This is a genomic window from Comamonas sp. 7D-2, from assembly GCF_022749555.1.
Lineage (GTDB): Bacteria > Pseudomonadota > Gammaproteobacteria > Burkholderiales > Burkholderiaceae_C > Comamonas > Comamonas thiooxydans.
The window spans coordinates 2,590,039-2,613,504 of record NZ_CP094238.1 but is presented as its reverse complement, the minus strand read 5'-3'; the positions used below and the strand labels follow the sequence as shown (position 1 = coordinate 2,613,504).

Below are 23,466 nucleotides of genomic sequence, written 5' to 3'. Positions count from 1 at the left end.
CACTGAATATTGGTATTAAAAGTCGAGAAGAACAAGATTGCTTTCTTCTCGGAAAATATTCGTATACAGCCATCTCAATATAGACAATTATATTGTTTTGAAAATTACACTTAAAAACAATAATGGAATCATCTGATTTCGCTTCATTGTTGATAGCAATGCAGTTCTGAATTCCAATAAATTGCACAAATAACGATAGCAGATCAACAGAATCCTATTTCGTGCCCAAACAAGGTATTTCTGTTTTCATCCGGCTTATTGAAACTGCCATTAACCGAAAGAACGTTTTGGAACAGGCATCTGCGAAGCCAAAGCGCAACTCCGGTTGGCATTGATCATTGTGCAATGACAAATGGTCTTTCGCCTGAATTCATCCCCGTGGTCTGAGAACTCGCTATTCAAAGGAATGATCATGAAAAAGTCTTTGATTGTCATGGCGGTTGCTGCCTTGGCTGGTGTGGCATCTGCTGCAACCAACACAGGGACCAATGCGTCCTCAGGAACTTATTCCTCGGCTGCCAGCTCCGGCACGGGCAGCGCTGTGAGCTTCAATAGTGCGACGGCCAGCGCTCAAGCAAGCGGCTTTGGAACCAGCACCGGCACCACCGGCTCCTGGGGGCCTGTGGCCTCGGGCCAATCGAGTGTCGGAGGAAGCGCCTCCACCACAGGAACCGTCACCAGTCTTGCCGCGACCAGCGGGGGCGGCGTTGCCGGCGGCTACGGAACCACCAATGCCAACGCACATTCGGACGTAGGTAGCAATTACCTCGGCCAGGCTCCCGGCAAGCTGGTCAGCGGTGGCGCCGGAGGCTATGCAAACTCGAGCACCAACAATGTGGCTGGAACCGCGTCCATCGGCAATGGCATTGCGGTGGTGAACAGCACTGCCCATACCAACTCCTACTTTGGAGCGAACTCGCAGGCGATCTCGGGGCCGGGAGGAACCTCGACCAGCAATAACTCTGGCGCCTCCTCCGTTGGCAAGGCGACAACTACCGGCTTCAGCCTGGGTACAGCCTTCGGAGGCTCCAATGGTGGCGGAACTTCGGGCAATGCTTATGGATGGGCGAACTCGGCCGCCAACTAGATAAGCTCCGCGAACTCAGTTGTATTGCCCCCGGGTTGCGGCCTCCCAAGTCAAGACTCGGGGACAAAGGAGAAACAGCATGAAAGCCTCAATAGCCTTGCTAAGCCTTTGTGTCCCTCTGTGCAGTTTTGCGCAGAATGCCGATAGCCGTGCACAAAGCCTCTCCAGCTCTTCCGCAGTGGGAGCACAACAGAATCAGTCCATCACCATCGTCAATCCGGTTGCTGCGGCGGACAGTCGATCGGTATCCAGCATCGAAAGCAGGTCGACTTCAAGCTCGGATCAAAACATAACGACCAGCGGAACCACTACCCAGAATCTGAACAGCACGGTATCCGGGACATCCAGGAACATCGTCGAGTACAGCGGTACTTACACCGTGAAGAACGTTCCCAGCGTGAACGGCCCCAATCTCACGACCAGCAATGACACCTGCATGGGCAGCAGCAGCGGCAGTGCCAACGGCCCTGGCTTTGGCGTGAGCTTCGGCACAACCTGGACGGACGAGCATTGCAAACGCCTGAAAATGAGCCGTGAGCTCTGGAACAAGGGCATGAAGGCAGCCTCGCTGGCAATGGACTGCATGGATCCCGCCGCTCGCGTGGCACTGGAGATCACGGGTTCGAAATGCCCGCAATCCATGACTGCAGATGAGCGCCGCAACCACTATGGGCCGGATGCTTCAGCACAAGGCCGTCCTGCACCGTCTACCGCGCAGGCCGTTTCTGGCACCAGTCTCGAGCAGGCAATCGAGTCCAGGCAAACGGCAAGCCTCTATCCGAACTGACAAGCGCTCAGGCCAATCCCGGCGGGGGACACAAGGGCAGCCTGAGCCTGGGCGAATTCTGTGAAATGCAGCAGCAATCCGTGCAATGACTAGGGCTTTGCCCCAAGCCAAGCACGGTTGGTGCTGCTGTGGAATTTCTGTCTCGTGGAAGGACAAATCCATCTCAGCCTGATCCATTGTGGACTGCAAGTCCTCCTGAATCCTCTCCATCCAGGCAACCCCAATCTCGCGGGCTGTTGCGATACGCTAGCATCCTCTTTGCGCCTTGGTGCTCCGTCACATCGTGCGGGATTTCTCCGCCTGCCCCTTCGAGATCCGCTCCATTTATCAGTCATGCCCATCTATGTCGCTCTGCTGCGGGCCGTCAATGTCGGCGGAACCGGCAAACTCCCCATGACGGAGTTGAAGTCCATGTGCGAGGCCGAAGGGTTTGCGCAGGTACAGACCTATATTGCCAGCGGCAATGTGGTGCTGGATGCAGATTGCACCGAGCAGCAGCTCAAGTCGACATTGGAGCGACGCCTGGCCAGTTACGCGGGTAAGCCCGTGGATGTCATCGTGCGCACGGCCCGGGAGATGACGGAGGTGCTGGCCAACAACCCCTTTCCCGAATCCCCGGGCAACCGCACTGTTGCCATCTTTCTCGATGAAGCACCACCAACAGACGCGCTGACCCAGATCAAAGGCCGTAAGGACGAACAACTTCAGTTGGGACGGCGAGAGATCTATGTGGCTTATGGTGCAGGAATGGGCAGTTCCAAGCTCAGGATTGCAGCAGCTGCCCAAGGTACGGCCAGAAATATCAACACGATTGCCCAATTGGTTGAAATGGCGACAGCACGCCAAGAGGTTGCGACACGGAAAAAGCGCTGATAGCCGCTTGAGCCGGTCGCACGCAGGCGGAGAAAGCGGTACATCCACTGACGTCTCCTCCATTGTCTTGGCTCAGGCCGGCTCTCTCTAACCACTCTTGCTCATGAATGCATAGTGTTCTGCTGCCGGTACCGGTTTACGCGCACTCGAATGTACGGAGCCCTGCTCCGTGAAGAGAAAGGGATAGAAGCTCATGCAAGCATCATTCCCCATGCCGGCCACCTCGGCTTCCCAGCCTTCCCAACGTAAATCACGGTAGAAGTCGCGCAGCCCACCTGTGAAAGCCCATTGCACAAAAGCCGTATGCCCCATCTCCAGCGATTCCCAGGCCCAGGTGTCCGGAGCCAGGTAATGGACAGCCCCCAGATCCTCGCCCAAGGCCCCGCCATTGATGGCAAAGAATCCACCCACCGCATCGTCGGCAATCAGCAAAAATCCGCTGCTACGCGCGCGATTCCACGCCGCGAGATCGCGTGTGAGCCTGGGATGCCCCGAGCCCAGCATTCTGAGCCAGCCCCCGTCGATGAGAATTCCACCGGTTCCATGAGCCATGGCCCCCAGCGGCGAGCGTGTCGTGACCTGCAAAGCAAGCAACACCGAGTCTCTCTGAGCCGACGGAGGAAGACATTCGACAGGAATGCTCGTGTCCTGCGCCCAAGCTTGTATCAGCGACAAGGCCGGCTCGTCGCGCTCCAAAAGTTCTGCCAGTGCACGCATCGATCTCCCTTGATGCAAAAGTCAACAACATCGGAATTCTGACATTTGATCTTGGTATCCAGAAGTCTCGTGAAAGGCTTCAAATCGATGCTCGGCTCGACATTGACTTGATGGCTCATTCGCCAGGCAGCGACTCCAGCTGCTGGCTGACGCTTGGCAATGTCTGGAGCGCTGGCGCGGAATGAGGGTGTGACTGATTCAGCCCTATGGTGCAACCAAAGGGGTCAAGCAGCATTGCCGCAGTTGCACCAAGGCTTGTGACAATAGGACCTCGGTACAAAACTGCCCCTCTTTGTTCAAGTCTCCGTATCGCATCCTGCAGATCAGCTACCTCCCAATAGACTGTCGCCCCGCCGGCTCCCCCCGGACACTTACTGTCCTGCGGATGGAAACCAATCAGGCAACCCGGTGTCCGGATAAAAGCGTAGTGATGATTCTCATATTGCACCTCGGTCTGAAACAATTCGGCATACCAGATAGCAGTGGCATCAATATCTTGGACAAACAGCACGACGGATTCAATTTGCTTCAGCAACATAAGCTCTCAAGGACTCTGCAAAACAGCGGTCCACAAATATAGCGCTGGCCTGGTGCTGAAAAGCAGCCGATATGCAGAAGCTGAGATCGCCTGAGAAGCATGCCACACAGCAGCCAGGAGTAATCGATCCCCGAGAATGCCGGCCTCCTCCTCACCCTCCATTGGGTGGCACTCTGAAGCCCGCCCCTACTCGCGCCTCGGCGCGCTCCAGCCAATTCCGGACTTGTGCCAGCCAGCGCCATGCGCGGGCCTCCCCGGGCCCTGCCGCTTCAAGCCTGTGTGCGGGCGCAGCTGCAGCCCCGCCATCCAATGCGTCATATCCCGCGCCGCGGTCTTCAATTCGATGATTTTTCATGGTCGACCAATAGTCTTTGGCGGCCAAACATCTGTAAAGTTGAATGATCTGAGCATTCAGTTCAGAAAATCTGACTTAAAGTCCATGCGAAACCTGAACCTCGATCAGCTGCAGACGCTGATTGCCATCGCCGATCTCGGCACCTTTGCCGCAGCAGCCCAGGCGCTGCATCTGGCACCACCCACGGTCAGCCTGCATATCAAGGAGTTGGAGGCACGCATGAACGCCACGCTGTTGCTGCGCGGCAGGCGCCAGGCGGAGCTGACATCGGCCGGCCAGGTGCTGGTGCAGAAAGGACGCAAGCTGCTCGAGGCCGGCGACGACCTGATCGATCAGGTGCAGCGTCACGCCAGCGGCCGCGCCGGGCTGGTCAAGGTAGGCGTATCGGCCGGGGTCAATATTCGGCTGTTTCCGCTGATGCTCGACGCCCTCAGCCGTCACAGCCCGGGCATTGACATCAAGCTGGAGGCTGTGGGCTCAGCCGACTCCATGCAGCGCCTCAAGGCCGGAACTCTCGATATCGGCCTGGTCGCCAGCCCGCAGGCGGAGAGCGCCGAGATCATGCTCACGCCCTGGCGTAACGATCCCATGGTGGCACTATTGCCTGCCGCCTGGGAGGTCCCCGAACGGGTCAGCCCCGAATGGCTGGCAAGTCGCCCCTGGGCCTGCTTTGCGTCCGCCACGCAGATGCATGGACTGATTGCCGGCTGGTTCGGTCAGGCAGGACTGAGTCCTCGCCCGTTCATTGCGCTGACCTATACCGAGGCGCTCAAAAGCCTGGCGGCAGCCGGTCAGGCTGCAGCCCTGCTGCCGCTGGAGGCCATGGAAGAGCAGCAACAACAGAGCAGCGTGCAGATACGGCACCTGTCACCCACCTTGATGCGACCCATGGCCATCGCCCATCGCCAATTGCCAACGCTGAACCCTGCGGTCGCCAGCGTGCTGGCGGTGCTGGCGAAGTTCGGCAATCAGGCAGCGGCATCCACGCCACGCCTTGCTTGACCTCAGCGCCGCACTGCCTAAAATCGACCACTTCAACCTTCCAACGAGGCTCTTCACCCATGCGCCATTGATGCCGCCGTCTGATTGACGGCCACCTCCCCTCCTCCCAATCGCTGCCGTCCACATGTGCAGCCTGGGGATGTTAGGCATCAACCCATCCATGGTTCTATGACAGAAGCTCGCCTGACGCTGCATGGCGTCTCCTACACACTGCCCAATGGGCGGCCGCTCTTTTCCAATCTTTGCTGCAGCTTCGGCTCACAGCGCACGGCGCTGGTGGGCCGCAATGGCGTGGGCAAAACCGTACTGGCCCGCATTCTGGCTGGCGAGCTGCCTCCCGGCTGCGGCGGCGTAACGTGTGCGGGTCGCATTCACTATCTGCCGCAAAACCCTCTGGCATCCCGTCCAGATCTGAGCATCGCTGCACTGGCAGGCCTGAGCGACACGCTGCTGGCACTGGAGCGTATTGAGCAAGGCAGCTGCGAAGCCAGCGACTACGAACTGCTAGCCGAGCGCTGGGACATACGTCAGCAGTTTCAGATGCAGCTCGAACGGATCGGCCTGCCTCCGCTGGCACCGCAAACACCTGCCAGCCAGCTCAGTGGCGGCCAGGCCATGCGCGTGGCGCTGCTGGGTGCACAACTGTCCCAGGCCGACTTTCTGATTCTGGACGAGCCCAGCAATCATCTGGACGCTGCCAGCCGCTCTGCCCTGGCGCAGCAACTGCAGCAATGGAGCAGCGGCCTGCTGCTGATCAGCCATGACAGAGTCTTGCTGGAGGTCATGGACTCCGTTGCGGAACTGACCCCCAGCGCAATCAACATCTATGGAGGAAACTACTCTTTCTATAGAGAAGTCCAGCGCCAGAAAAGCCAGAATGCACAAGACGAGCTGGCCCGCCTCAAGCTGGAACGCAGCCGCGCCGAGCAAGCCTTGCGCACGCAGCAGGAACGCCAGAGTCGCAGGCAGGCACGTGGTGAAAAGCAGGGAAAGAACGGCAACCAGGCCAAGATTCTGCTGGACGCAAGCAAGGAACGCGCCCAGAGTTCGGGCGGCAAGCTGACCACCCAGCAGGCCTCAACGCGCGAAGCCCTGAACCAAAGCGTGCGCGAGGCCGCCGAGGCACTGCAGCGCCAGGTGGACTGGCAGGCCGACGGCATCCACTGGCATGCGCCTCAAGAGCCGAGGAGCCAGGGAGACCGCATCGTTGCCGAGCTGCGTGATGTGCAACTGCCCCATGTTGAGCCGCACCCTCCTCTGAACCTGGTGCTGCGTGCCGGTCAGCGCATGGCCGTTAGCGGCCCCAATGGCTGCGGCAAGTCCATGCTGTTGCAACTGCTGGCTGGGCAGTTGCAACCGCTGACGGGCGAGTGCTGCCTGAAAACGCCGTTTGCAATGCTGGACCAGCACCAGAGTCTGTTGCAAGCCGAATCACCCGTGCTGAGCCAGTTACTGGCCGCCAGTCCGCGCACGCCCGAGTCGCTGCAACGTATGCGACTGGCACAAGTCGGGCTGGATGCGCGCCATATCGATCAGCCTAGCGGGCAACTCAGCGGTGGTGAACGCCTCAAGGCCGCCATGGCCTGCGCGCTTTACCGTGACGAGCCGGCGCAATTGCTGCTGCTGGACGAACCCGACAACCACCTGGATCTGCCATCCCTGCAGGCGCTGGAGAGCATGTTGTGCCAATACGCGGGCACGCTAATTATCGTTTCGCACGACACCATGCTGCTCCGCGCGCTGAAGTTGACGCACCAGCTGAGCTTTGCCGCTGAAACATGGACATTGACAACGCTCTGATCGCTGCAACCGGCCCTGTCACGGTCACTACCGGCTGGCAAGGCCAGCCCTCGGTTGAATCTCGGTTGTGCAACGCCGTGCATTCTGCCCCCGGTTCGGCAATGCTCAAGGCACCTCCAAGCTCCCGGACCATTCATCTACTTGCCCCTGATTTCGACCTCAGGGGTTCAGGAGGTCTTTTTCCAGCTTCTTCCGTCCGTGGAGCGATAGTCACCACCCGTGGCACAGCAACCGCCCGCACCAAAGGCCATGCGTCCCAGTGTGACCCGAAGCACGCCTTCCTCATAGCGGATGGATTGACGCTGGCAGGAGGTGAAGAACGGGTATGGCTCGGGCGCCAGTACTTTTTCCCAGCGGACTTCGCCTTTTTCCAGAGGCTCCACAAGAAAGACCTCGCAATCGTGGACCAACAGGAACACCGGCTGGCCTGCCAGCACGCCCTTGAAGACCTGCTCCGGCGCTGCATCGCGCGTGGCTTGCGCCTGTTTGCTCAGAGGTGCTTGGGCTTCGCCAGAGTTGCAGCCCGCCAGACCTGTCAGCGCCAGCAGCAAAAAGGAGAACAAGGGCTTTGCGATCATGAGAGTTCAGTATGCCAGTTGCTTGCCATCGCCACGACTGAAATCGTGTTGGAGAATCAAAGCAGTCATCCTGCATATTCCGTGTGATCCGCATGTCTTCGTGTCCTACGACACCGGCACGCGCGAGCAGCCCAATATCTCGCCCTCCTGGAGCACGGTGTCAGAGCACCAGCGCAAGATGTGTATTTTCGAATCGGCCCCACGCCCCATGCCCTCTGGGGGAATCTCAAGGCATTGGACTTCAACCCGCAAACCGACAAGGTCAGGAAGCTTGAGCTGGGCGCAGACCAGAGCCATGCCTCTTCGGGCAATGCCACGGCAGAACTCAAGCCCTTGGCACCGTTTCAATTTCTGGGCATCCAAGGTCTGGCGGGCTTGTAAAAAAGCGACCAGCGCTGATGCATCAGCGCTGGTCGCTATGGTTGTAGTGATTGCAACTTAGCCGACCTTGGTGCCCACGCGTTCGCGCAGTGACGCCAGAAGCTCGGCCGGCAGAAACCTGAAAGCCAGTTGCAGCAGCAAGAAGCCGATCAGGCCGTCGTCCAGCCAGCCCAGAATGGGAATGCTGTCGGGTACGAAATCTATGGGGCTGACGATATAGAGCGCCGCCAGCACGGTGACCAGCTTGGCCGCCTTGGGCGAACGCGGGTCCCGCAGCACGGCCCAGGCAAGCAGCAGCTCTTTGCGAAAGCGTGACAGCGCACGACCCAGTTTCCACATAGCAGTCACTCCAGCAAAAGTGAAAAAACCGAATCCTCAGTTGCGGTCGAACTGGACAATGGCAAGAGCGAGGCATTGCCGGTCTGCCACAGAATGTATCCAAGAGCCGAAACCCCAAAGCATCAATCCTTTTATCGAAAAGATTGATGCTCCTGATTTGACAGCAAATCAACCGTCGATCGGGTGTTCCGGCGTCTGCAGCGTGAGCTGGTAGAAGGCCAGATCCAGCCAGCGGCCGAACTTGAAGCCCACCTGGGGCATCAGTCCCACGGACTCGAAACCCAACCGCTTGTGCAGTGCAATGCTGCCCGCGTTGGCGGCGTCGATGGCACCGACGAGCACATGCACATCTCCACGCTGCCTGGCCTCGGCAATCAGCAGTTCCATCAATTGCTGCCCCAAACCTCGGCCCCGGTGCTGTGGATGGACATAGACCGAATGCTCAACCGTGTACTTATAGGCGGGGTAGGCGCGAAAACCTCCCCAGCTGCAAAAGCCCAGCAACCGGCCTTGCGCATCCTCAATGCCGATGACGGGGAAGCCGCCTGCACGCTTGGCATCGAACCAACTGACCATGTTTTGTGTCGTGCGCGGCTGGTAGTCGTAGAGCGCCGTGGAATTGACGATGGCATCGTTGAAAATGTCCAGAATCGCAGCGGCGTGGCGTTCGTGCGTGCATTGCACGATGTTCAGATCACTCATTTCTTGGCCTCAGGCACCCAAATCAGAGTCGGTATTATGGGCAAGGTCCAAGCAGTCGTGGCCTGCTCAGCGTTTAACTGCACAGGCGCGGGTGCTATAAGAATAGATTCAGCTTCCTTCCCGTTGGTATTTTCAGGAAACCCTCATGCAAAGCAGCGCACGCAACCAGTTCAAGGGAAGTGTCTCCCATATCAGCCACGGCATCGTCACCGATGAGGTCCAGATCCGTACCGAGCACAATGCGGAGCTGGTGGCGACCATCACGCATGGCAGTGCCGTCAGCCTGGGCCTGAAGGCCGGCAGTACGGTGATCGCCATGGTCAAGGCGCCGTCCGTGATGGTGGTGACAAATTGCGAAGGCGTGCGCTTCTCGGCGCGCAACCAGCTCAACGGCAAGATCACCCGAATCAAGCCCGGAGCGGTGAATGCCGAAGTGACCATAGATGCCCGGGGCCTGCAGGTGGTGGCCATGGTCACCCAGGAAAGCACCGAAAACCTGGGCCTTGCCGTGGGCAGGACGGCTACGGCCTTGTTCAAGGCTTCTCAGGTCGTGCTGGCGGTGCTGCCCTGATGAACGAATCCATTGTTCTGCAGCCCATAGGCCGTGTACACAGCCCGTTCAAGCATGCCGTGGGCATGCCCATACAGACCGTGGCTGCCCAGCAGCATGAGGGAAAGATCGAGGTTTTTGCACCTTTTGCCGCAGGCTTGCGCGATGTGCAGGAGTTTCAATACCTGATCCTGCTCACGCACCTGCATGAGGCCACGGAAAAGCTGGAAGTCGTGCCCTTTATGGACACCAGCAGCCATGGCGTTTTTGCCACAAGGGCACCGGCAAGACCCAACCGCATTGGTCTGTCCATTGTCGAGCTGCTTGGCATGGACGGATGCTGGCTGCATTTCCGCGGTAACGACATGCTGAATGGCACGCCCGTGCTCGACATCAAACCCTATGTACCGCAGCTGGATGTGCGCGAGACAGAACGCATAGGCTGGTTTGCCAGAGGGCTGGATCAGTTGCCGGACAGACTCTCCGACGAGCGCATGCGTTAAGAGCTATTTGTTTTCCGAGCTGGAACAGTTGATGCGTCTAGCTCCAAAGCGCATGCAGCTACTTGATGCATGGCATGGTACCTAGCGCTCTTCGTACCTGCCGGTCACGCGCCCCTGGCTATCCGTCACCACACTGCTCTTGACCTGCCAGACCAGACCATCGAGTCCGGGCACGGTGTACTCGCCGTCGCGTCCCTTGACGGCCTGCTTCCAGGCCTGCATCTGAGCCTGGGTCAGGCTGAGCTTGAGTTCATGGTCGCTATGCCAGTCCAGCATCCCGCCTTCACTGTCGCCGGCAGGTACCAACTCCAGCGTGGAACCATCGCCTGCCAGAATCAGCGGACGACCATGGGGCAGGCGAGCAGGCAGCATGGCCTTGAGATCGCGCACGCCCAGGCTGCCCAGGCGAATCACGGTCTGGGGACTGCGCAGCAGACGCTTGCGATGACTGAAGCCAAGCACATCGTTGTAGAGCACGCACGTCTTGGAGCCTTCTCTTGCCGCCCCGGCATCGATGGCGGCCTGCATATCGGGCAAGTCATGCAGACTGGGCCGGGCCAGATCGGTGATCCACAGCGGCATATAACTCTGCAGGGACTGCAGCGCTCCCAGCACATTCCAGCGGCGTACCTCGCGCAACTCGTCACTGGTCAACCCCACCAGCTGCAGAAACATCAGGTCACCATAGGGCGTGTGAATGGCCGCCAGCTCGGGATCCTGCACAAAGCCCATCTCGGTCAGCAGCGTGTCGGCATCGGCCTTGATCGGGCCGCTGGCCGTCATCCAGTGGCCGGGGGCCAGCACATTGCCGGTGCGAAATACATATCGAGCAATATTTTGCAAGAAGTTAACAGGCCAACTAGGCGGCTCCTGCTCGCTGGCAGCACGCATCAGCCTGAAGCTCAGCTCGAAACCATAGCCACTGGGCTTGCCTGGAGCGATGTCGTAGCTGTCGTCCAGATCACCATACAGGTCGCTGAAGCCATAGCTGACATAGTGCCAGTGAGGCACGCCCTGCTCGCTGCGATAGACGCTGACGCCGTCCAGCGGCTCTTCTCCTCCAAGACGAAACTTGATCAGCGTCCCGAAATGCGCGGGCTGCTGATCACCATAAACCGCCTGCAGCGCCCCATCGATTGCATCCCATCCCTGGCTGCCCTCTTGCCCTTCAGCGTGGGTTTGAGAGTCGTAGGTTTCGCGGGAATTCATGGCCTTTTTCTCCTTTGCCCCAAGTATCAAGGCAGGCGAAAGCCGTTCGAGCGGGATTACAAACGGAGATGTGAGCGAGCGTTTCTGGCAACCATGCGTTCAGAAACCTCGGTCGACCCCTTTGATCTGCCACCAGGCAGGCAACAGTGCACGCACCTCGGCGCGCGCGAAGCGATCGTCCATCAGCACCAGAATGCCACGATCGTTCTCGCCGCGTATGACCCGGCCAGCCGCCTGCACCACCTTGCGCAAGCCCGGGTAAAGATAGGTGTAGTCATAGCCCAGCCCCACTCCCATGGCCTGATCCATGGCACGCTGCATGGCTTCGTTGACAGGATTGAGCTGGGGCAGACCCAGCGTGGCAATAAAAGCACCGATCAGACGGCTGCCGGGCAGATCCACGCCTTCGGAAAATGCCCCGCCCAGCACGGCCAGCCCCAGGCCCTGACCACCCTCGACAAAGCGGGCCAGGAATTCGGCACGCCCGGCCTCGTCCATGCCACGCTGCTGCAGCCACAGCGGCAGTTGCGGCTGCAGCCGCTCCAGGGTGGCGGCCAATTGCTGCAGATAATCAAAGCTGCTGAGAAAACACAGATAGTTGCCGGGCTGACGCGCATATTGCTGCGCGATCAACTCGGCCATGGGGATCAGCGATGCCTCGCGATCCCGCCAGCGTGTCGATATATGGCGTGCGATATGCACCTGCAGCTGCCGGGCCGCAAACGGCGACGGGACATCCAGCCAGGCAGTATCGGCAGGCAGTCCCAGCAGGTCCCGGTAGAACTGGGGCGGACTCAGCGTGCCCGAAAACAGCACCGTGGCCTGTGCCGCCTCATGGCGTGACGCCAGATGCGGCGCGGGCACCACATTGCGAATGCACAGCGTGGATGCCGGCGTACGCACTCTGCCCGCACGCTGCGGCGGCGTGGCCAGTTGAATATCAAACAGCGCATGCGGCCCGAACTGATCGGCCAGTGCCTGAAAATGCAGCAGTTCCCAGTAAAAACCCAGCAAGGCATCATCGGCAAGTGCGGGCTGCCCCACTGCAGCTGCATGGCCGGCTATCTCCTGCTCAGCCAGCTGATCCGCTATTGCACCTACGGCCCGCTGCACGGTACCCAGCAGTGCATCAGGAATGCTCTCGTAGCTTTGGTAACTGGCCTGATCCTGGGCCTTGTTCAGCGCCTGCCACTGGCGCTGCATTGCATCGAGTGCCTTTTTGACAGCTCCGGTCGCGGCCTGGCGGGCCTGCGCCAGATCAAACTGGGACAGCGGTGCCGTGTACATGCTGCGCGCGCGCTCCAGCAGATTGTGTGCCTCGTCCACCAGCACGCCCACACGCCACTCCTGTTGCAAGGCCAGCGCATGGAGCATGGAGGCACTGTCGTAGTAATAGTGGTAGTCGGCCACCACTACATCGGCCCAGCGCGCCAACTCCTGCGACAGGTAATAGGGGCAGATGCCATGTTCCAGGGCCAGAGTCCGTAACGATGGCGCATCCCATAGCGGCAGTTGCAGCGCCTGCTGCCTGGCCGCAGGCAGTCGGTCAAAGAAACCGCGCGCCAACGGACAGGACTCTCCATGGCAGGCCTTGTCGGGATGCTCGCAGGTCTTGTCGCGCGCCTGCATATCCAGGATACGCAGTGGCGCAACCGATGCCGATGCCGATGCCGATGCCGATGCCGACAAAGCTTGCTGCAGCTGCCACAGTGCGTGCAGTGCCAGCCCATGTCCAGTCCCCTTGGCTGTAAGGAAGAACAGCTTGTCCAGCCCTGCTGAATCCGTGGCCCCCTTGCCCATGGCGGCTCCCATGCTCTTGAGCAAAGGGAAAATCGTGGCCAAAGTCTTGCCGATACCTGTCGGGGCCTGGACCATCAGGCAACGACCTCCTTCGCTGGCATGGGCCGTGCGGTAGACGGCCACGGCCAGCTCCCGCTGCCCGGCTCTGAAGGCCGGCATGGGAAATCTCAGCTGCACCATGGCCTTATTACGCGCCTGACGGTGGGCGGCCTCGCTGCGTGCCCAGGCGAGATAGCGGGCACATTGCGATTCGAAAAAGGCTTGCAGCTCGGTGGCAGAACATTCCTCCACCAGCACGGTCTCCTCTGCGCTGCCGATCTGAAAATAGACCAGCGCCAGATTGATCCGCTCAAGACCGCGCTCCTGACACAGCAAATGACCGTAGACCCTTGCCTGGGCCCAATGCAGTGCCCGATGATGGGGACGCACGCCGTCAAGCCGGCCCCGGTAGGTCTTGATCTCTTCGAGCTGCTGCTTCACGGCATCAAAGCCATCGGCCCGGCCGCGAACCTGCAGCTCTTCGAACCAGCCGCTGAGCGCCAGCTCCGCCTCGTAGCCACCCACTTTGTCACGCCGTTTCTGCACCACGGCATGCCCTTCCATGCCCTCCAGCGCACTGGGCGCGGGCGTAAAGCGCAGATCCAGATCGCCGCCGCGCGCCGTGAACTCGCACAGCGTGCGTACTGCCACGCTAAGCGCAGGCTTCATGACGTGCCACCGTCGTCGCGCCACTGCACATGACAGACGCGCACAGGAATGCCCTGCTCCTTGCAGTAGGCCAGCCAGCGAATCTGGTTGTCCTGCAGCTTGTCACCCGGCGCTTTGACTTCCACCAGCTCATAGCGTGCACCGGCATCGGACCGCAGGGGCCAGAAGCGCACCAGATCGGGAAAGCCGGTGCGGTTGGCCTTCAGGTCCAGCAACAGCCGCGCGAACAGAGTCCGCAGATGGGCGGCAGGCATGCAATCGAGCGCCAGCTCCAGCAGCTCTTGCGTCAATGAGCCCCAGAACACAAACGGTGACTGAACCCCTTGCTTGTCGACAAAACGCTGGCGAATCGTGGCCCGGTAGCAACCGTCCTCCAGCTCGGCCAGACAGGCATCAAACAGAGGCTGGCGGCGCAGCACAAAATCCGGTGCTCCCAGATCGGCCGGCCCACTCTGGAAGGGATGAAAAAACGCCCCCGGCAGCGGCGCAAAGATGGCGGGCCAGCACAGCAGACCGAATAGCGAGTTGACCAACGCATTCTCCACATAGAACACGGGCGCATCAGCACTATGCCAATGGGCTTGCAGCGCGTACTCCACCGCCATGGGCTGGGCGGGTCGGTCCAGCAGCACATCGCAGCGCAGGGCCGCCACGGCCGGGGCCAGAGCTGGCTGGCGCCCCGTGGCCCCCAGTCCCAGGCTGCGGCTCAGACGCGGCAGCATGCGCGCCACGCGCTGGCGCTCCTCCTCGCTTTCAGGCGCGGCTTGCGCCTGGCTGGCAAGGGCCAGTGCCTCATCAAAGCGCTGCATGCGCTCCAGCACGCGAATATGACGGTGGCGTGCACCCGCATAGCAGCTGGCCGTGTAGGCCTGAGCCGCCAGCGGCCAGTCCTGCAGCCTCTCGCACATCTGGCCAAGCTTCAGCAGAACCTTGGCCCGGCGCATGTCCAGCCATGGGTTCTCGCTATGATTTTCAATAAGCGCAGGCAGCAATTGTGCCGGCTCCACGCCTTCGTCGAGGTCCCGACGCCGGGCCGATATCTCCAGATAGAAGTCCAGATCTTCGCGGCGCTGAAATGCACGCGAGTCAGCATCCAGCGCCACCGGCTCGTAGCGGAAAATACCGAGGTCGGCCAGCACGAACTCCGACCAGTCCTGGTAGAGATTGCCAAAGAACATCAGCCGCAGACGCTCTCCCAGCTCGTCCACCATGACGCGCCAGACAGGTTCCACGGCCTCGGGATGCCAGACGGCATACGGCCGAGGCTCGGGTTGCCTCTCAGCCAACAGTTGCAGCATCTCGGCCTTGCGCATCGAGGAGCACAGCTCAAAGCCAGTCAAGATCTGAAGCAGCTCGGGTTTGGTGTGCAGGCCGAATAGTTCGACCGCCTCCATGGGCTCGGTGGTACTGAGCCAGCCACGCTCCAGCAAAGGTGCTGCGGCGTCGCCCGTCACCGGAATCTCCTCGTAGGCCAGCTTGCTGGCTCGAAACCAGGGCCCGCGCCGCATCAGCATGCGTACCAGCAGCGCCCTGGAGTTCTGCGGCAAGCGCGCAAAGTCGGCAATGAAATCAGCCTCCTGCTCACTGAGCAGATCTCCATAGCGCTGCGCCAGCCAATCCAGCGCCTGCTGGAAGTTGTGCAGATAGTAGAAGCGGTGCGGCGGAAGAATGGCGGCCTGGGATGCGGTCACGGTGACGCTCACAAAATGCTCGGGGAAAAGACGGCTGGATGCCGACCATGAAACCTGTATTTTCATACAGCCCATAAGTCCCTGCAGACTCCTCCGAACCCAGGATTGCCGATCAGCGGACGAAACGCTTGCGACTTGAATGCCCGGTGACAGTGGCACACAATCAATGCTTCATTCAACAAGGAGCAGGCAATGCTGGACTGGAACGAATACCGCAAGGAATTAGCAGGCAGGCTGGGAGAGTTTTCCGAGTTGAGCCCAGGCACCATGGAGGGCTACAAGGCCTTGTCCGGTGCGGGCAGGAAGACCGGCCATCTCGATGCCAAGACACGCGAGCTGATTGCCATTGCCGTGGGCGTGACCACGCGTTGCGACGGCTGCATTGCCGTGCATACCAAGGCTGCCAAGGCAGCTGGTGCCAGCCGAGAAGAAATTGCCGAAGCCCTGGGTGTGGCTGTGGCCTTGAATGCAGGCGCCGCCATGGTCTACTCGGCTCGCGCTCTGGACGCTTTGGACGAGTAACGTTCTAAAAAGATAGCAGCCAGCGCATGTCTGGCTAGCCATACCTAGCCGTCAAAGCACAACCTGCGTGCCCAGCTCCACCACCTGGTTGGCTGGCAACTTGTAATAAGTTGCCGCACTGGCCGACTGGCGAGACATCCAGCCAAACAGAGCGCAGCGCCAGGCCGAGAGACCGCCTGGCCCGTCCACCACCTGCACCCTGGCCACAAAGAAGCTGGTCTTCATGGGGTCGAGGTTCGGTATCTCGCCATCGGCGTCCGGTGCAATCCGCTGGAGCGCCGCCGGAATATCAGGCTGCTCGCGAAAGCCGAAATGCATGTCCAGTGCCCAGACCCCATTGCACATGGGCTTCAGCTGCAGGCGCTCGCCATCATGCACATAGGGCGTGTTCTCGTTGATCACGTGGAGAAATACCGTCTGCTCATGCTTGACCTTGAAATGCTTGAGATTGTGGAACAGCGCATTCGGCACAAGCTTGGGGTCGGAAGTCAGATAGACGGCCGTGCCGGACACCACCGGCACGCCGCTCATGGGCGAACTCATCAGATCGCTCATGGGAATATCAAGGCGACGGCGATGTTCGGCCACCAGCTGGGTACCGTCGCGCCATGTGGTCAGCGCGATGAAGATGATGGCGCCCAGAGTCAGCGGCAGCCAGCCGCCCTGCTCCAGCTTGGTCAGGTTGGAGGCAAAAAAGCCTATCTCCAGCACCGCAAAACAGGCCAGCGCCGCCAGTGTCACGGCTCTTGCTCGGCTGCGCCCCAGATAGACCACAAAGCCCACCAGCATGGTGGTGATCAGCATGGTACCCGACACGGCAATGCCATAGGCCGCCGCCAGCGCTCCCGAGGACTTGAAGGCCAGCACCAGCGCGATCACGGCCAGCAGCATCAACCAGTTCACACTGGGAATATAGATCTGGCCCTGTTCCTGATCGGACGTATGCAACACACGCACACGCGGCAGATACCCCAGACGGTTGGCCTGCAGCGTCATGGAATAAGCCCCCGAGATGGTCGCCTGAGAGGCAATCACCGTGGCGGCCGTGGCCAGCACCACAAAAATCAGCAACCAGGACGGCGAGGCCAGCAAGAAAAAGGGATTGCTAGCCGCAGTCGCATCGCGCAACAGCAAAGCACCCTGACCGAAGTAATTGAGCATCAGAGCCGGAAACACCAGTCCATACCAGCCCAGACGCACGGCCCGGCTGCCGAAGTGGCCCATATCGGCATAAAGAGCTTCGGCGCCTGTCATGGCAAGAAACACGGCCGATAGCAGAAAGAAGGCCTTGTCCGTGTGTTGCACGGCGAAGCGAAGCGCATGCAGCGGGTTGACGGCCTGCAGCACCATGGGCGTCTGCACAATGCTGGCCACACCCGCCCAGGCAATGCAAAGGAACCAGACAATGGTGACCGGGCCGAACAGCCTCCCCACCACACTGGTGCCCTTCATCTGAATGGAAAACAGTCCGATCAGTATGCCTATCGTGATAGGTACGATGAAATGCTCGAACTCCGGCGTGGCAATGCTCATACCCTCCACGGCAGAGAGCACGGAAATCGCCGGCGTGATGATGGCATCCCCATAGAACAGCGCGGCCGCAAACACGCCGGCCCCGACCACAAAGCGCGAGCGGCGCGACTGATCGCCCATCACGCGGTGGGCCAGTGCCGTCAGCGCCAGCACGCCGCCCTCGCCATCGTTATCGTGGCTGAGCACAACCCACACATACTTGATGGCGACTATGACGATCACGGCCCAGAGCAGGGCCGAGAGCGCGGCCAGCACATTCTCGTGGCCCACCGTCAGCCCATGGACGCCGGTAAATGCCTCCTTGAACGCATAGAGCGGGCTGGTACCGATATCGCCAAATACCACCCCCAGCGCCGCCAATGTCAGTGCCGACTGGCTGCTGCCCTGCCCCGTGTCCCCAGCCCCCTGAAGCCCGTGTTTGCTTTGTGACATAGCCATGCTTTTGCAGTGATAGAGGCCGCTGCAGCCGGGCGGCGGCAGCCCAGTATGGCACGCTGACGGAAATTGGAAAGCTGGATGACGCTGGGCCGAGCTGTCTTTCTTTATGCAATCTTGATAGCAGCAGCCACAATCCATACCAGGGCTTGAGGCCTGATTTTCTAGATTCAAGGCTTCGCAACAACCGGCTTGCCCTTCAAGCCCGTCTCCCATGAAGCCCGTCGCCATCCTCCAGCACGAAGCGTCGCAAGGCCCCGGCATCCTGCTCGACCATCTGCGCCAGCAAGAGATTGACCATGTGCTGATAGATCCCTGTGCCGAAGGCGCGGCCCCGGCCAATGCGAGCGACTATCGCGGCATCATCGTGCTGGGCAGCAACCATTGCGCCAACGAGCAGTTGCTCTGGATCGATGAAGAACGCTGCCTGCTGCAAAGTGCCCTGCAGTACGACATCCCCGTGCTGGGCCACTGCTTTGGCGCGCAGATGCTGGCCCGCGCCATGGGCGCACGCGTATGGCGCAACCCCTGCCCGAACATAGGCTGGAGCGAAGTCCGTATCACCCCCAACGCCCAGCAACTGATGAACCTGCCCGCGCAAGCCACCATCTTCAACTGGCATTACGACACATTCGACATTCCGACGGCCGCCAGGCGCACCATGTACGGACAGCATTGCCTGAACAAGGGCTTTGTCCACGGCCGGCAATGGGCGTTTCAAGGCCATCTGGAAGTGACCGCAGACAGCGTGCGTCAATGGTGCGGCGAGGGCCATGACGAGCTGCTGCAGGCCCGGGGTCCGGCCGCACAAAGCGAGGCCCAGATCCTGGACCGACTGCCGCAACACATAGACCAGTTGCACGCCATGGCACTGCGTACCTACAGAGCATGGACCGACCAGCTGGACAGGCCGGTTTCGGTTTCGTGCAGCAGTTCCTCGGAAACTCTGAACCGATTTCGCCTGCGCTCCGACGAATACCTTCGCATGCAGCTATGAGACTGCACACTTGCCGCCCCTGGGCTGGTCGGGAACAGACGTTTTGTTGCATCTGGCGGACGGTCTCTGGCAAGGCCCGGCCGCTGTCTGGGTCAGAATGACCGGCAAACTCACTGCCCCAAGCTTCATGGACTTCACAACGCTTGAAAAACACCTGGATGCCTCGCCACTGCTGAAGGCGCACAAGCAATACTTCCTGAATCTGGCCCAGCCCGCCGTCGCCATTCGCCTGGGCCCCACCATGGGAGAGCCCTTGCAAAGCCGCTTTGGCGGCCAGCCCATGGTGCCCGCGGGCTTTGTCTGGCCTGAGCATCCGGACGGCCACTACCTGTTTGTCGGACAGATCAACTTCGCCGAGCTCCCGGGCGGGCCCGGCCGCCCTGCAGAGCTGCCGGCCAGTGGCCTTCTGTCGCTGTTCCACGGCTTTGACGAGGACGACGCCATCTTCTGGCGCGACCAGGACTATCTCAAGGCTTTTTACTGGCCGGACACCAGCGGCATGCATGAAATCCAGGCTCCCCATCAGTGGGTCACGGGAAGCCGTGCGCTGCAGTTTGAAAACGGCATAGACCTTCCTCGTCACGAGGAGCTGCGCAAGGACTGGCCAGTGGAGTTCGATGAACTCCAGGACTGGCTCCATGGACTTGAAGAAAGCGGCGATCTGCCTCGCGACTATCTGCTGGGCCGCCCCTCCTGGGACAGCCTGGGCTACGATCCCACGCCCGAGGCCGAGGAACACCCCCGCAGTTCGCACTGGCGCTCGCTATTGACGCTGCAGTCGCACGAGGAATTCCACTGGTGCTGGCAGGACGGCGCCAGGCTCATGGCCTTTATCGAGAATGCCAGGCTGCACGCCAGGGACTTCAGCCATCTGCAGGTGGACTGCGGCTGACGCCTAGTTCAACAGCCACAACCATAAGGAGCCGCTCATGCCCACACAGATTCCTGCAGAAATCCTCAAGCAATGGCAAAGCGGTCACAAGATCGAAGCCATCAAACAGCTGCGCGAGCAAGGCGGGCTGGGTCTGAAGGAGGCCAAAGACCTGCTGGAAGCCAGCGACGAGCCGGACTTTGTCCAGCATGGCGCAGCAGAGCAGACGCAGGCCATGCAGCAATTGCGCGAGCAGCTGGACAAACTGGGCATGAAGGATGCCACTTTGCTGCTGGACCAGCTGAATCGGGCCGACACCGTGCCCCGCAGCTCCTTCTCTTCCATCAAGACCACCACCACGACGGTCAATGGCAGTACCACCACCAGCGTCACCGTGAGCGGCGATCATGCAAAGGCCATAGAGGCGTTGCTGTCCGGCGCAAACGCAGTGCCCGCAGAGACCAGGGCCGAGGTGGAAGACGCCATGGCACGCGGCAACAAGATCGAAGCCATCAAGCTGCTGCGCGACGCCACGGGCCTGGGTCTGGCCCAGGCCAAGGACCACATCGATGCTGCCATGGATGGCATTGCGCTGGACTGGCAGATCCTGCAACGACAATCGGTGCGGGCCAGCGTCCCGAGCAGCTTTCAGCCCGGAGCGCCATCACCGGGCGAAGTCCCCAGAGGACAAGGCCTGTATCTATGGCTGCTGGTGCTGGCACTGGCTGCTGCCGGCCTTTGGTATTACTTCAATATGCCTTTGAGCCTATAGCAGACAAGCGAAAAACGCTCACTTTTCAGGAGCTTTCGACTCGAACTCAAGGTTGCGGGGCGGCCGTATCCGCCAGCTGCCAGCCGCCCCCCAGCGCCTGGTACAGCGCCACGGCGTTTTCCAGCTGGCTCTGACGCAGGCGCAGCACGTCCTGCTGCACGGCAAACAGATTGCGCTGGGCGTCCAGCTCCTCCAGATAGCTGGCGTAGCCGGCCTCGTAGCGATCCTTGGCAAAGCCCAGGGTACGACCCAGCACATTTTCGCGCTCCTTGGCGTGCTCCCACTGGGCTTGCAGTTGCTGGGAGCTGACCAGAGCTGTTTCCACATCGCCAAAGGCCTTGATGACCACACCGCGATAGGCGTAGGCGGCCTGATCGCGCTGGGCAGATGCCGCATCGAACTGACCCTGCAGGCGACCGCCGTTGAACAGCGGCGCCAGAATGCTGCCGCCCAGCGACCAGACCCGGGCCGGGTTGTAATCCAGCGCGTTGATAAACAGGCTGCCGAAGTTCGCGCTCAGGCTCACCTGCGGCAAAAAGGCCGCACGCTGTGCCGCAAGATTGCTGTCGCTGGCCGCCAGCAGCAGCTGGGCCCGTGCAATGTCGGGGCGGCGCTCCAGCAAGCTCGACGGCAAGCCAGGTGCAGGCATGGCAGGCAAGCTCATGGACTCGAGCCCAGCATGGGCGCTCAATGTGGTACGTGCCAGGGCCTGTGCCTGGTCATCACCGCTTCCGCCCACCAGCTGCATCAGCGCTATGCGCTGGCGTTGCAGCGCCAGAGACAGCTGCTGCACCGATTGCCGCACGCTTTCCAGCTCGGCCAGCGCCTGGCTTTGCTGCAGCTGCGAGATATAGCCCACACGCACCTGGTCGGTGAGCAGACGCACCGCATCCTCGCGCGACTTCACTGTGTCCTCGGCCACGGCCAGTTGGGCCTGCAGCGAGCGCAGGGCGATATAGGCCTGCGCCACGGTCGCGGCCACCGTCAGGCGTACCGCGTCGCGATCCGCCTGGCTGGCCTGCAGACGCCGATCGGCGGCCCGGCTCAGACTGCCCAGGCGATCCCAGAGATCCAGCTCCCAGCTCGCCTGGAGCACAGGTTGGGCCGAACGCACATGCACCATCTGGCCGGTTCGCGCGCTCAGGCTGCGGTTGGCCGAGCCCGGTGCGCTAAGCGACAGCTGAGGCGCAGCCGCCGAGCCCGCCACATCGAGATTCGCGCGCGCCTCCTCCACCCGGGACACGGCGGTGAGCACATCGTTGTTGCGCTCGAGCGCCAGCTCCACCCAGCGGCTCAGTTGCGCATCGCCAAAGGCCTGCCACCAGCCGGCCTGGACAGCATCGGCAGCGCCTGCGGCCTGGTCCGAGCTCCAGCTGACAGGCACTGCAGGCTGGGCGCTGTCTGGAGCCCGGGTCAAACTGGGCACGCTGCAGCCGGCCATCAGGAATGCAAGCGCCAGTGGCAAGGCACGCACGGTATGGAAGGCGTTCTTCATGGCTTGGCCTGCTCGGATGCGGAAACTGCGGGCGCTTGAGATTTTTGAGCCAAATCGGCCTCAATCGCTTGAGAGGTCTGCGCTGAATGCTCTACTTTTTGTGCAGTATCGAGGCGCACGATGACCGACATGCCGGGGCGCAGGCGCGCGGCATCGGCCTGGCCCTCGTCGATGGCGATTTTGATGGGCAGACGCTGGACGACTTTGGTGAAATTACCCGTGGCGTTGTCGGCCTTGAGCACGCTGAACTCCGAACCTGTGGCTGGCGCAATCTCCAGCACATGGCCCTTGAGGCGCAAGCCGCCCAGCGCGTCCACGCTGAAGCTCACGGCCTGGCCGATCTGCACCCGGGCGGTCTGGGTTTCCTTGTAGTTGGCCACCACCCAGTAAGTGGGCGGCACCACATACATGAGCTGCGTACCGGCCGCCACATACTGGCCCTTGCGTACCGATACCTCGCTGACCTGCCCGTCGCTGGGCGCATGAACCACCGTGTTGTCCAGATTGATCTGTGCCTGGCGCAGCAGCGCCTCGGCCATCTGCACCTGGGCCTTGAGAGAGTCACGGCCCACGGTCGTGGCCTTGATCTTTTCCTGGTTGATCGCGATGTCGGCCTGGGCCTTGGCCACGTTGGTCGCTGCCAGGCGCGAGGTGGCGCGCACCTTGTCGCGTTCGTTCAGAGACACGGAGCCTCGCTCGGCCAGCTCCTGCACACGCTTGAGCTCCGCCTGCGAGCGCTGGGCCTCTGCCTCCACGGCAGCCAGACCGGCGCGGCTGGCACTCAGCGTGGCACGGTTCTGGGCCTGTGTCTGTTCGGAATTGCTCAGCTGCGCCTGTGCATTGGCCAGTTGCGCCTGCGCCTGGGCGACGGCCGCTTCATAGCTGCGGCTATCGATGCGCACCAGCGGCTGGCCGGCCTTGACCTGCTCGTAGTCCCTGACCAGCACCTCGGTCACGTAGCCATTGACCTGCGGTGCCAGCACGGTGACGGCACCGCGCACATAGGCATTGTCCGTGGTCACCACAGAGCTGTTGAAAGGCCACAGATTCCAGGCCCGCAACACGAGCAGCATGCCTGCCAGGGCCACGACCAGCATGATGAGCACGCTGCTCAAAGAAGGCTTGATCTTCTTTGGCGTGGGAGGCAATGCTGCAGCGGGTGAAGGGGCAGCTGTCGCCGCAGATGCGGCGGGGGAATGGGGTTGTTGACTGTCGCTCATG

At 60.9% G+C, this 23,466-nt stretch carries 23 protein-coding genes; 12 read left to right on the top strand and 11 right to left on the bottom strand.

What is annotated here, in order from left to right; genetic code table 11:
- The first annotated feature begins 412 nt into the window (after positions 1-412).
- The 3 genes from MPZ60_RS12000 to MPZ60_RS11990 all read left to right on the top strand — a co-directional run bounded on the left by MPZ60_RS12000 (position 413) and on the right by MPZ60_RS11990 (position 2,747).
- Complete coding sequence (locus MPZ60_RS12000; RefSeq protein ID WP_034356000.1) at positions 413-1,087, top strand: hypothetical protein; 675 nt, start codon at positions 413-415, stop codon at positions 1,085-1,087.
- 79 nt (positions 1,088-1,166) lie between these two features.
- On the top strand, positions 1,167-1,874 hold the full coding sequence (locus MPZ60_RS11995; RefSeq protein ID WP_187771860.1) for a hypothetical protein: 708 nt from the start codon (positions 1,167-1,169) through the stop codon (positions 1,872-1,874).
- Between the two features lie 333 nt (positions 1,875-2,207).
- Positions 2,208-2,747: a DUF1697 domain-containing protein gene (locus MPZ60_RS11990; RefSeq protein ID WP_034352556.1), complete on the top strand. Its 540-nt coding sequence runs from the start codon at positions 2,208-2,210 to the stop codon at positions 2,745-2,747.
- Positions 2,748-2,834: 87 nt separating this feature from the next.
- Here the strand turns inward: MPZ60_RS11990 and MPZ60_RS11985 are convergent, their stop codons facing one another.
- Both MPZ60_RS11985 and MPZ60_RS11980 read right to left on the bottom strand, forming a co-directional pair.
- Positions 2,835-3,464, bottom strand: coding sequence for a DUF2625 domain-containing protein (locus tag MPZ60_RS11985; protein ID WP_034352553.1), 630 nt, complete (start codon positions 3,462-3,464; stop codon positions 2,835-2,837).
- 115 nt (positions 3,465-3,579) lie between these two features.
- Entirely contained in the window at positions 3,580-4,002 is a 423-nt protein-coding gene (locus MPZ60_RS11980) for a VOC family protein (RefSeq protein ID WP_034352550.1), read from the bottom strand.
- A gap of 439 nt (positions 4,003-4,441) precedes the next feature.
- Between MPZ60_RS11980 and MPZ60_RS11975 the strand changes: the two genes are divergently transcribed.
- Both MPZ60_RS11975 and MPZ60_RS11970 read left to right on the top strand, forming a co-directional pair.
- Entirely contained in the window at positions 4,442-5,359 is a 918-nt protein-coding gene (locus MPZ60_RS11975) for a LysR family transcriptional regulator (RefSeq protein ID WP_034352546.1), read from the top strand.
- A gap of 168 nt (positions 5,360-5,527) precedes the next feature.
- Positions 5,528-7,159, top strand: a complete 1,632-nt coding sequence (locus tag MPZ60_RS11970) for an ATP-binding cassette domain-containing protein (protein WP_034352542.1) — start codon at positions 5,528-5,530, stop codon at positions 7,157-7,159.
- Positions 7,160-7,326: 167 nt separating this feature from the next.
- Here MPZ60_RS11970 and MPZ60_RS11965 read toward each other — a convergent pair whose 3' ends face one another.
- Positions 7,327-7,737 carry a hypothetical protein gene (locus MPZ60_RS11965; RefSeq protein WP_034352538.1) on the bottom strand — a complete coding sequence of 137 codons (411 nt, stop codon included), beginning with the start codon at positions 7,735-7,737 and terminating at the stop codon, positions 7,327-7,329.
- A gap of 180 nt (positions 7,738-7,917) precedes the next feature.
- Between MPZ60_RS11965 and MPZ60_RS11960 the strand changes: the two genes are divergently transcribed.
- Positions 7,918-8,118, top strand: a complete 201-nt coding sequence (locus MPZ60_RS11960) for a hypothetical protein (RefSeq protein ID WP_034384942.1) — start codon at positions 7,918-7,920, stop codon at positions 8,116-8,118.
- 57 nt (positions 8,119-8,175) lie between these two features.
- Here the strand turns inward: MPZ60_RS11960 and MPZ60_RS11955 are convergent, their stop codons facing one another.
- Together MPZ60_RS11955 and MPZ60_RS11950 are read right to left on the bottom strand one after the other, a co-directional pair.
- Entirely contained in the window at positions 8,176-8,457 is a 282-nt protein-coding gene (locus tag MPZ60_RS11955; RefSeq protein WP_034352535.1) for a YkvA family protein, read from the bottom strand.
- Between the two features lie 168 nt (positions 8,458-8,625).
- Positions 8,626-9,159, bottom strand: a complete 534-nt coding sequence (locus MPZ60_RS11950; protein WP_034352532.1) for a GNAT family N-acetyltransferase — start codon at positions 9,157-9,159, stop codon at positions 8,626-8,628.
- A 145-nt stretch (positions 9,160-9,304) separates the two neighbouring features.
- Here MPZ60_RS11950 and MPZ60_RS11945 point away from each other — a divergent pair, with 145 nt between their 5' ends.
- A complete protein-coding gene (locus MPZ60_RS11945; RefSeq protein WP_034352529.1) occupies positions 9,305-9,730 on the top strand; it encodes a molybdopterin-binding protein in 426 nt (141 codons plus the stop codon).
- A complete protein-coding gene (tsaA, locus tag MPZ60_RS11940; protein WP_034352527.1) occupies positions 9,730-10,212 on the top strand; it encodes a tRNA (N6-threonylcarbamoyladenosine(37)-N6)-methyltransferase TrmO in 483 nt (160 codons plus the stop codon). Before MPZ60_RS11945 ends, tsaA begins: the two co-directional genes overlap by 1 nt.
- Before the next feature lie 81 nt (positions 10,213-10,293).
- On the opposite strand, the gene MPZ60_RS11935 is transcribed toward tsaA, so the two are convergent.
- The 3 genes from MPZ60_RS11935 to MPZ60_RS11925 all read right to left on the bottom strand — a co-directional run bounded on the left by MPZ60_RS11935 (position 10,294) and on the right by MPZ60_RS11925 (position 15,686).
- The gene (locus tag MPZ60_RS11935) at positions 10,294-11,421 is read right to left on the bottom strand and encodes a suppressor of fused domain protein (protein ID WP_034352524.1); all 1,128 of its coding nucleotides are present in this window, start codon (positions 11,419-11,421) and stop codon (positions 10,294-10,296) included.
- A gap of 99 nt (positions 11,422-11,520) precedes the next feature.
- Positions 11,521-13,929: an ATP-dependent DNA helicase gene (locus tag MPZ60_RS11930; RefSeq protein ID WP_034352520.1), complete on the bottom strand. Its 2,409-nt coding sequence runs from the start codon at positions 13,927-13,929 to the stop codon at positions 11,521-11,523.
- A complete protein-coding gene (locus MPZ60_RS11925) occupies positions 13,926-15,686 on the bottom strand; it encodes a VRR-NUC domain-containing protein (protein WP_080746078.1) in 1,761 nt (586 codons plus the stop codon). Before MPZ60_RS11925 ends, MPZ60_RS11930 begins: the two co-directional genes overlap by 4 nt.
- Positions 15,687-15,812: 126 nt before the next feature.
- Here MPZ60_RS11925 and MPZ60_RS11920 point away from each other — a divergent pair, with 126 nt between their 5' ends.
- Positions 15,813-16,142, top strand: a complete 330-nt coding sequence (locus MPZ60_RS11920; protein ID WP_004340750.1) for a carboxymuconolactone decarboxylase family protein — start codon at positions 15,813-15,815, stop codon at positions 16,140-16,142.
- A 51-nt stretch (positions 16,143-16,193) separates the two neighbouring features.
- Here the strand turns inward: MPZ60_RS11920 and MPZ60_RS11915 are convergent, their stop codons facing one another.
- A complete protein-coding gene (locus tag MPZ60_RS11915; protein ID WP_242881728.1) occupies positions 16,194-18,107 on the bottom strand; it encodes a potassium transporter Kup in 1,914 nt (637 codons plus the stop codon).
- Between the two features lie 217 nt (positions 18,108-18,324).
- On the opposite strand from MPZ60_RS11915, the gene MPZ60_RS11910 reads away from it, so the two are divergent.
- The 3 genes from MPZ60_RS11910 to MPZ60_RS11900 all read left to right on the top strand — a co-directional run bounded on the left by MPZ60_RS11910 (position 18,325) and on the right by MPZ60_RS11900 (position 20,750).
- Entirely contained in the window at positions 18,325-19,107 is a 783-nt protein-coding gene (locus MPZ60_RS11910) for a type 1 glutamine amidotransferase (RefSeq protein WP_034352516.1), read from the top strand.
- A 127-nt stretch (positions 19,108-19,234) separates the two neighbouring features.
- On the top strand, positions 19,235-19,999 hold the full coding sequence (locus MPZ60_RS11905) for a YwqG family protein (protein ID WP_034352600.1): 765 nt from the start codon (positions 19,235-19,237) through the stop codon (positions 19,997-19,999).
- Positions 20,000-20,036: 37 nt separating this feature from the next.
- Positions 20,037-20,750, top strand: a complete 714-nt coding sequence (locus MPZ60_RS11900) for a ribosomal protein L7/L12 (protein WP_034352513.1) — start codon at positions 20,037-20,039, stop codon at positions 20,748-20,750.
- A gap of 46 nt (positions 20,751-20,796) precedes the next feature.
- Here the strand turns inward: MPZ60_RS11900 and MPZ60_RS11895 are convergent, their stop codons facing one another.
- Together MPZ60_RS11895 and MPZ60_RS11890 are read right to left on the bottom strand one after the other, a co-directional pair.
- Positions 20,797-22,245 (bottom strand): efflux transporter outer membrane subunit, encoded by a 1,449-nt coding sequence (locus MPZ60_RS11895; protein ID WP_034352511.1) that lies wholly within the window; start codon positions 22,243-22,245, stop codon positions 20,797-20,799.
- Entirely contained in the window at positions 22,242-23,465 is a 1,224-nt protein-coding gene (locus tag MPZ60_RS11890; protein WP_034352509.1) for an HlyD family secretion protein, read from the bottom strand. Before MPZ60_RS11890 ends, MPZ60_RS11895 begins: the two co-directional genes overlap by 4 nt.
- Position 23,466 lies beyond the last annotated feature (1 nt).

Coding starts and splice junctions, on each gene's coding strand:
- MPZ60_RS12000 (WP_034356000.1), top strand. CDS start 413: ATGAAAAAGTCTTTGATTGTCATGGCGGTTGCTGCCTTGGCTGGTGTG.
- MPZ60_RS11995 (WP_187771860.1), top strand. CDS start 1,167: ATGAAAGCCTCAATAGCCTTGCTAAGCCTTTGTGTCCCTCTGTGCAGT.
- MPZ60_RS11990 (WP_034352556.1), top strand. CDS start 2,208: ATGCCCATCTATGTCGCTCTGCTGCGGGCCGTCAATGTCGGCGGAACC.
- MPZ60_RS11985 (WP_034352553.1), bottom strand. CDS start 3,464: ATGCGTGCACTGGCAGAACTTTTGGAGCGCGACGAGCCGGCCTTGTCG.
- MPZ60_RS11980 (WP_034352550.1), bottom strand. CDS start 4,002: ATGTTGCTGAAGCAAATTGAATCCGTCGTGCTGTTTGTCCAAGATATT.
- MPZ60_RS11975 (WP_034352546.1), top strand. CDS start 4,442: ATGCGAAACCTGAACCTCGATCAGCTGCAGACGCTGATTGCCATCGCC.
- MPZ60_RS11970 (WP_034352542.1), top strand. CDS start 5,528: ATGACAGAAGCTCGCCTGACGCTGCATGGCGTCTCCTACACACTGCCC.
- MPZ60_RS11965 (WP_034352538.1), bottom strand. CDS start 7,737: ATGATCGCAAAGCCCTTGTTCTCCTTTTTGCTGCTGGCGCTGACAGGT.
- MPZ60_RS11955 (WP_034352535.1), bottom strand. CDS start 8,457: ATGTGGAAACTGGGTCGTGCGCTGTCACGCTTTCGCAAAGAGCTGCTG.
- MPZ60_RS11950 (WP_034352532.1), bottom strand. CDS start 9,159: ATGAGTGATCTGAACATCGTGCAATGCACGCACGAACGCCACGCCGCT.
- MPZ60_RS11945 (WP_034352529.1), top strand. CDS start 9,305: ATGCAAAGCAGCGCACGCAACCAGTTCAAGGGAAGTGTCTCCCATATC.
- tsaA (WP_034352527.1), top strand. CDS start 9,730: ATGAACGAATCCATTGTTCTGCAGCCCATAGGCCGTGTACACAGCCCG.
- MPZ60_RS11935 (WP_034352524.1), bottom strand. CDS start 11,421: ATGAATTCCCGCGAAACCTACGACTCTCAAACCCACGCTGAAGGGCAA.
- MPZ60_RS11930 (WP_034352520.1), bottom strand. CDS start 13,929: ATGAAGCCTGCGCTTAGCGTGGCAGTACGCACGCTGTGCGAGTTCACG.
- MPZ60_RS11925 (WP_080746078.1), bottom strand. CDS start 15,686: ATGAAAATACAGGTTTCATGGTCGGCATCCAGCCGTCTTTTCCCCGAG.
- MPZ60_RS11920 (WP_004340750.1), top strand. CDS start 15,813: ATGCTGGACTGGAACGAATACCGCAAGGAATTAGCAGGCAGGCTGGGA.
- MPZ60_RS11915 (WP_242881728.1), bottom strand. CDS start 18,107: ATGTCACAAAGCAAACACGGGCTTCAGGGGGCTGGGGACACGGGGCAG.
- MPZ60_RS11910 (WP_034352516.1), top strand. CDS start 18,325: ATGAAGCCCGTCGCCATCCTCCAGCACGAAGCGTCGCAAGGCCCCGGC.
- MPZ60_RS11905 (WP_034352600.1), top strand. CDS start 19,235: ATGGACTTCACAACGCTTGAAAAACACCTGGATGCCTCGCCACTGCTG.
- MPZ60_RS11900 (WP_034352513.1), top strand. CDS start 20,037: ATGCCCACACAGATTCCTGCAGAAATCCTCAAGCAATGGCAAAGCGGT.
- MPZ60_RS11895 (WP_034352511.1), bottom strand. CDS start 22,245: ATGAAGAACGCCTTCCATACCGTGCGTGCCTTGCCACTGGCGCTTGCA.
- MPZ60_RS11890 (WP_034352509.1), bottom strand. CDS start 23,465: ATGAGCGACAGTCAACAACCCCATTCCCCCGCCGCATCTGCGGCGACA.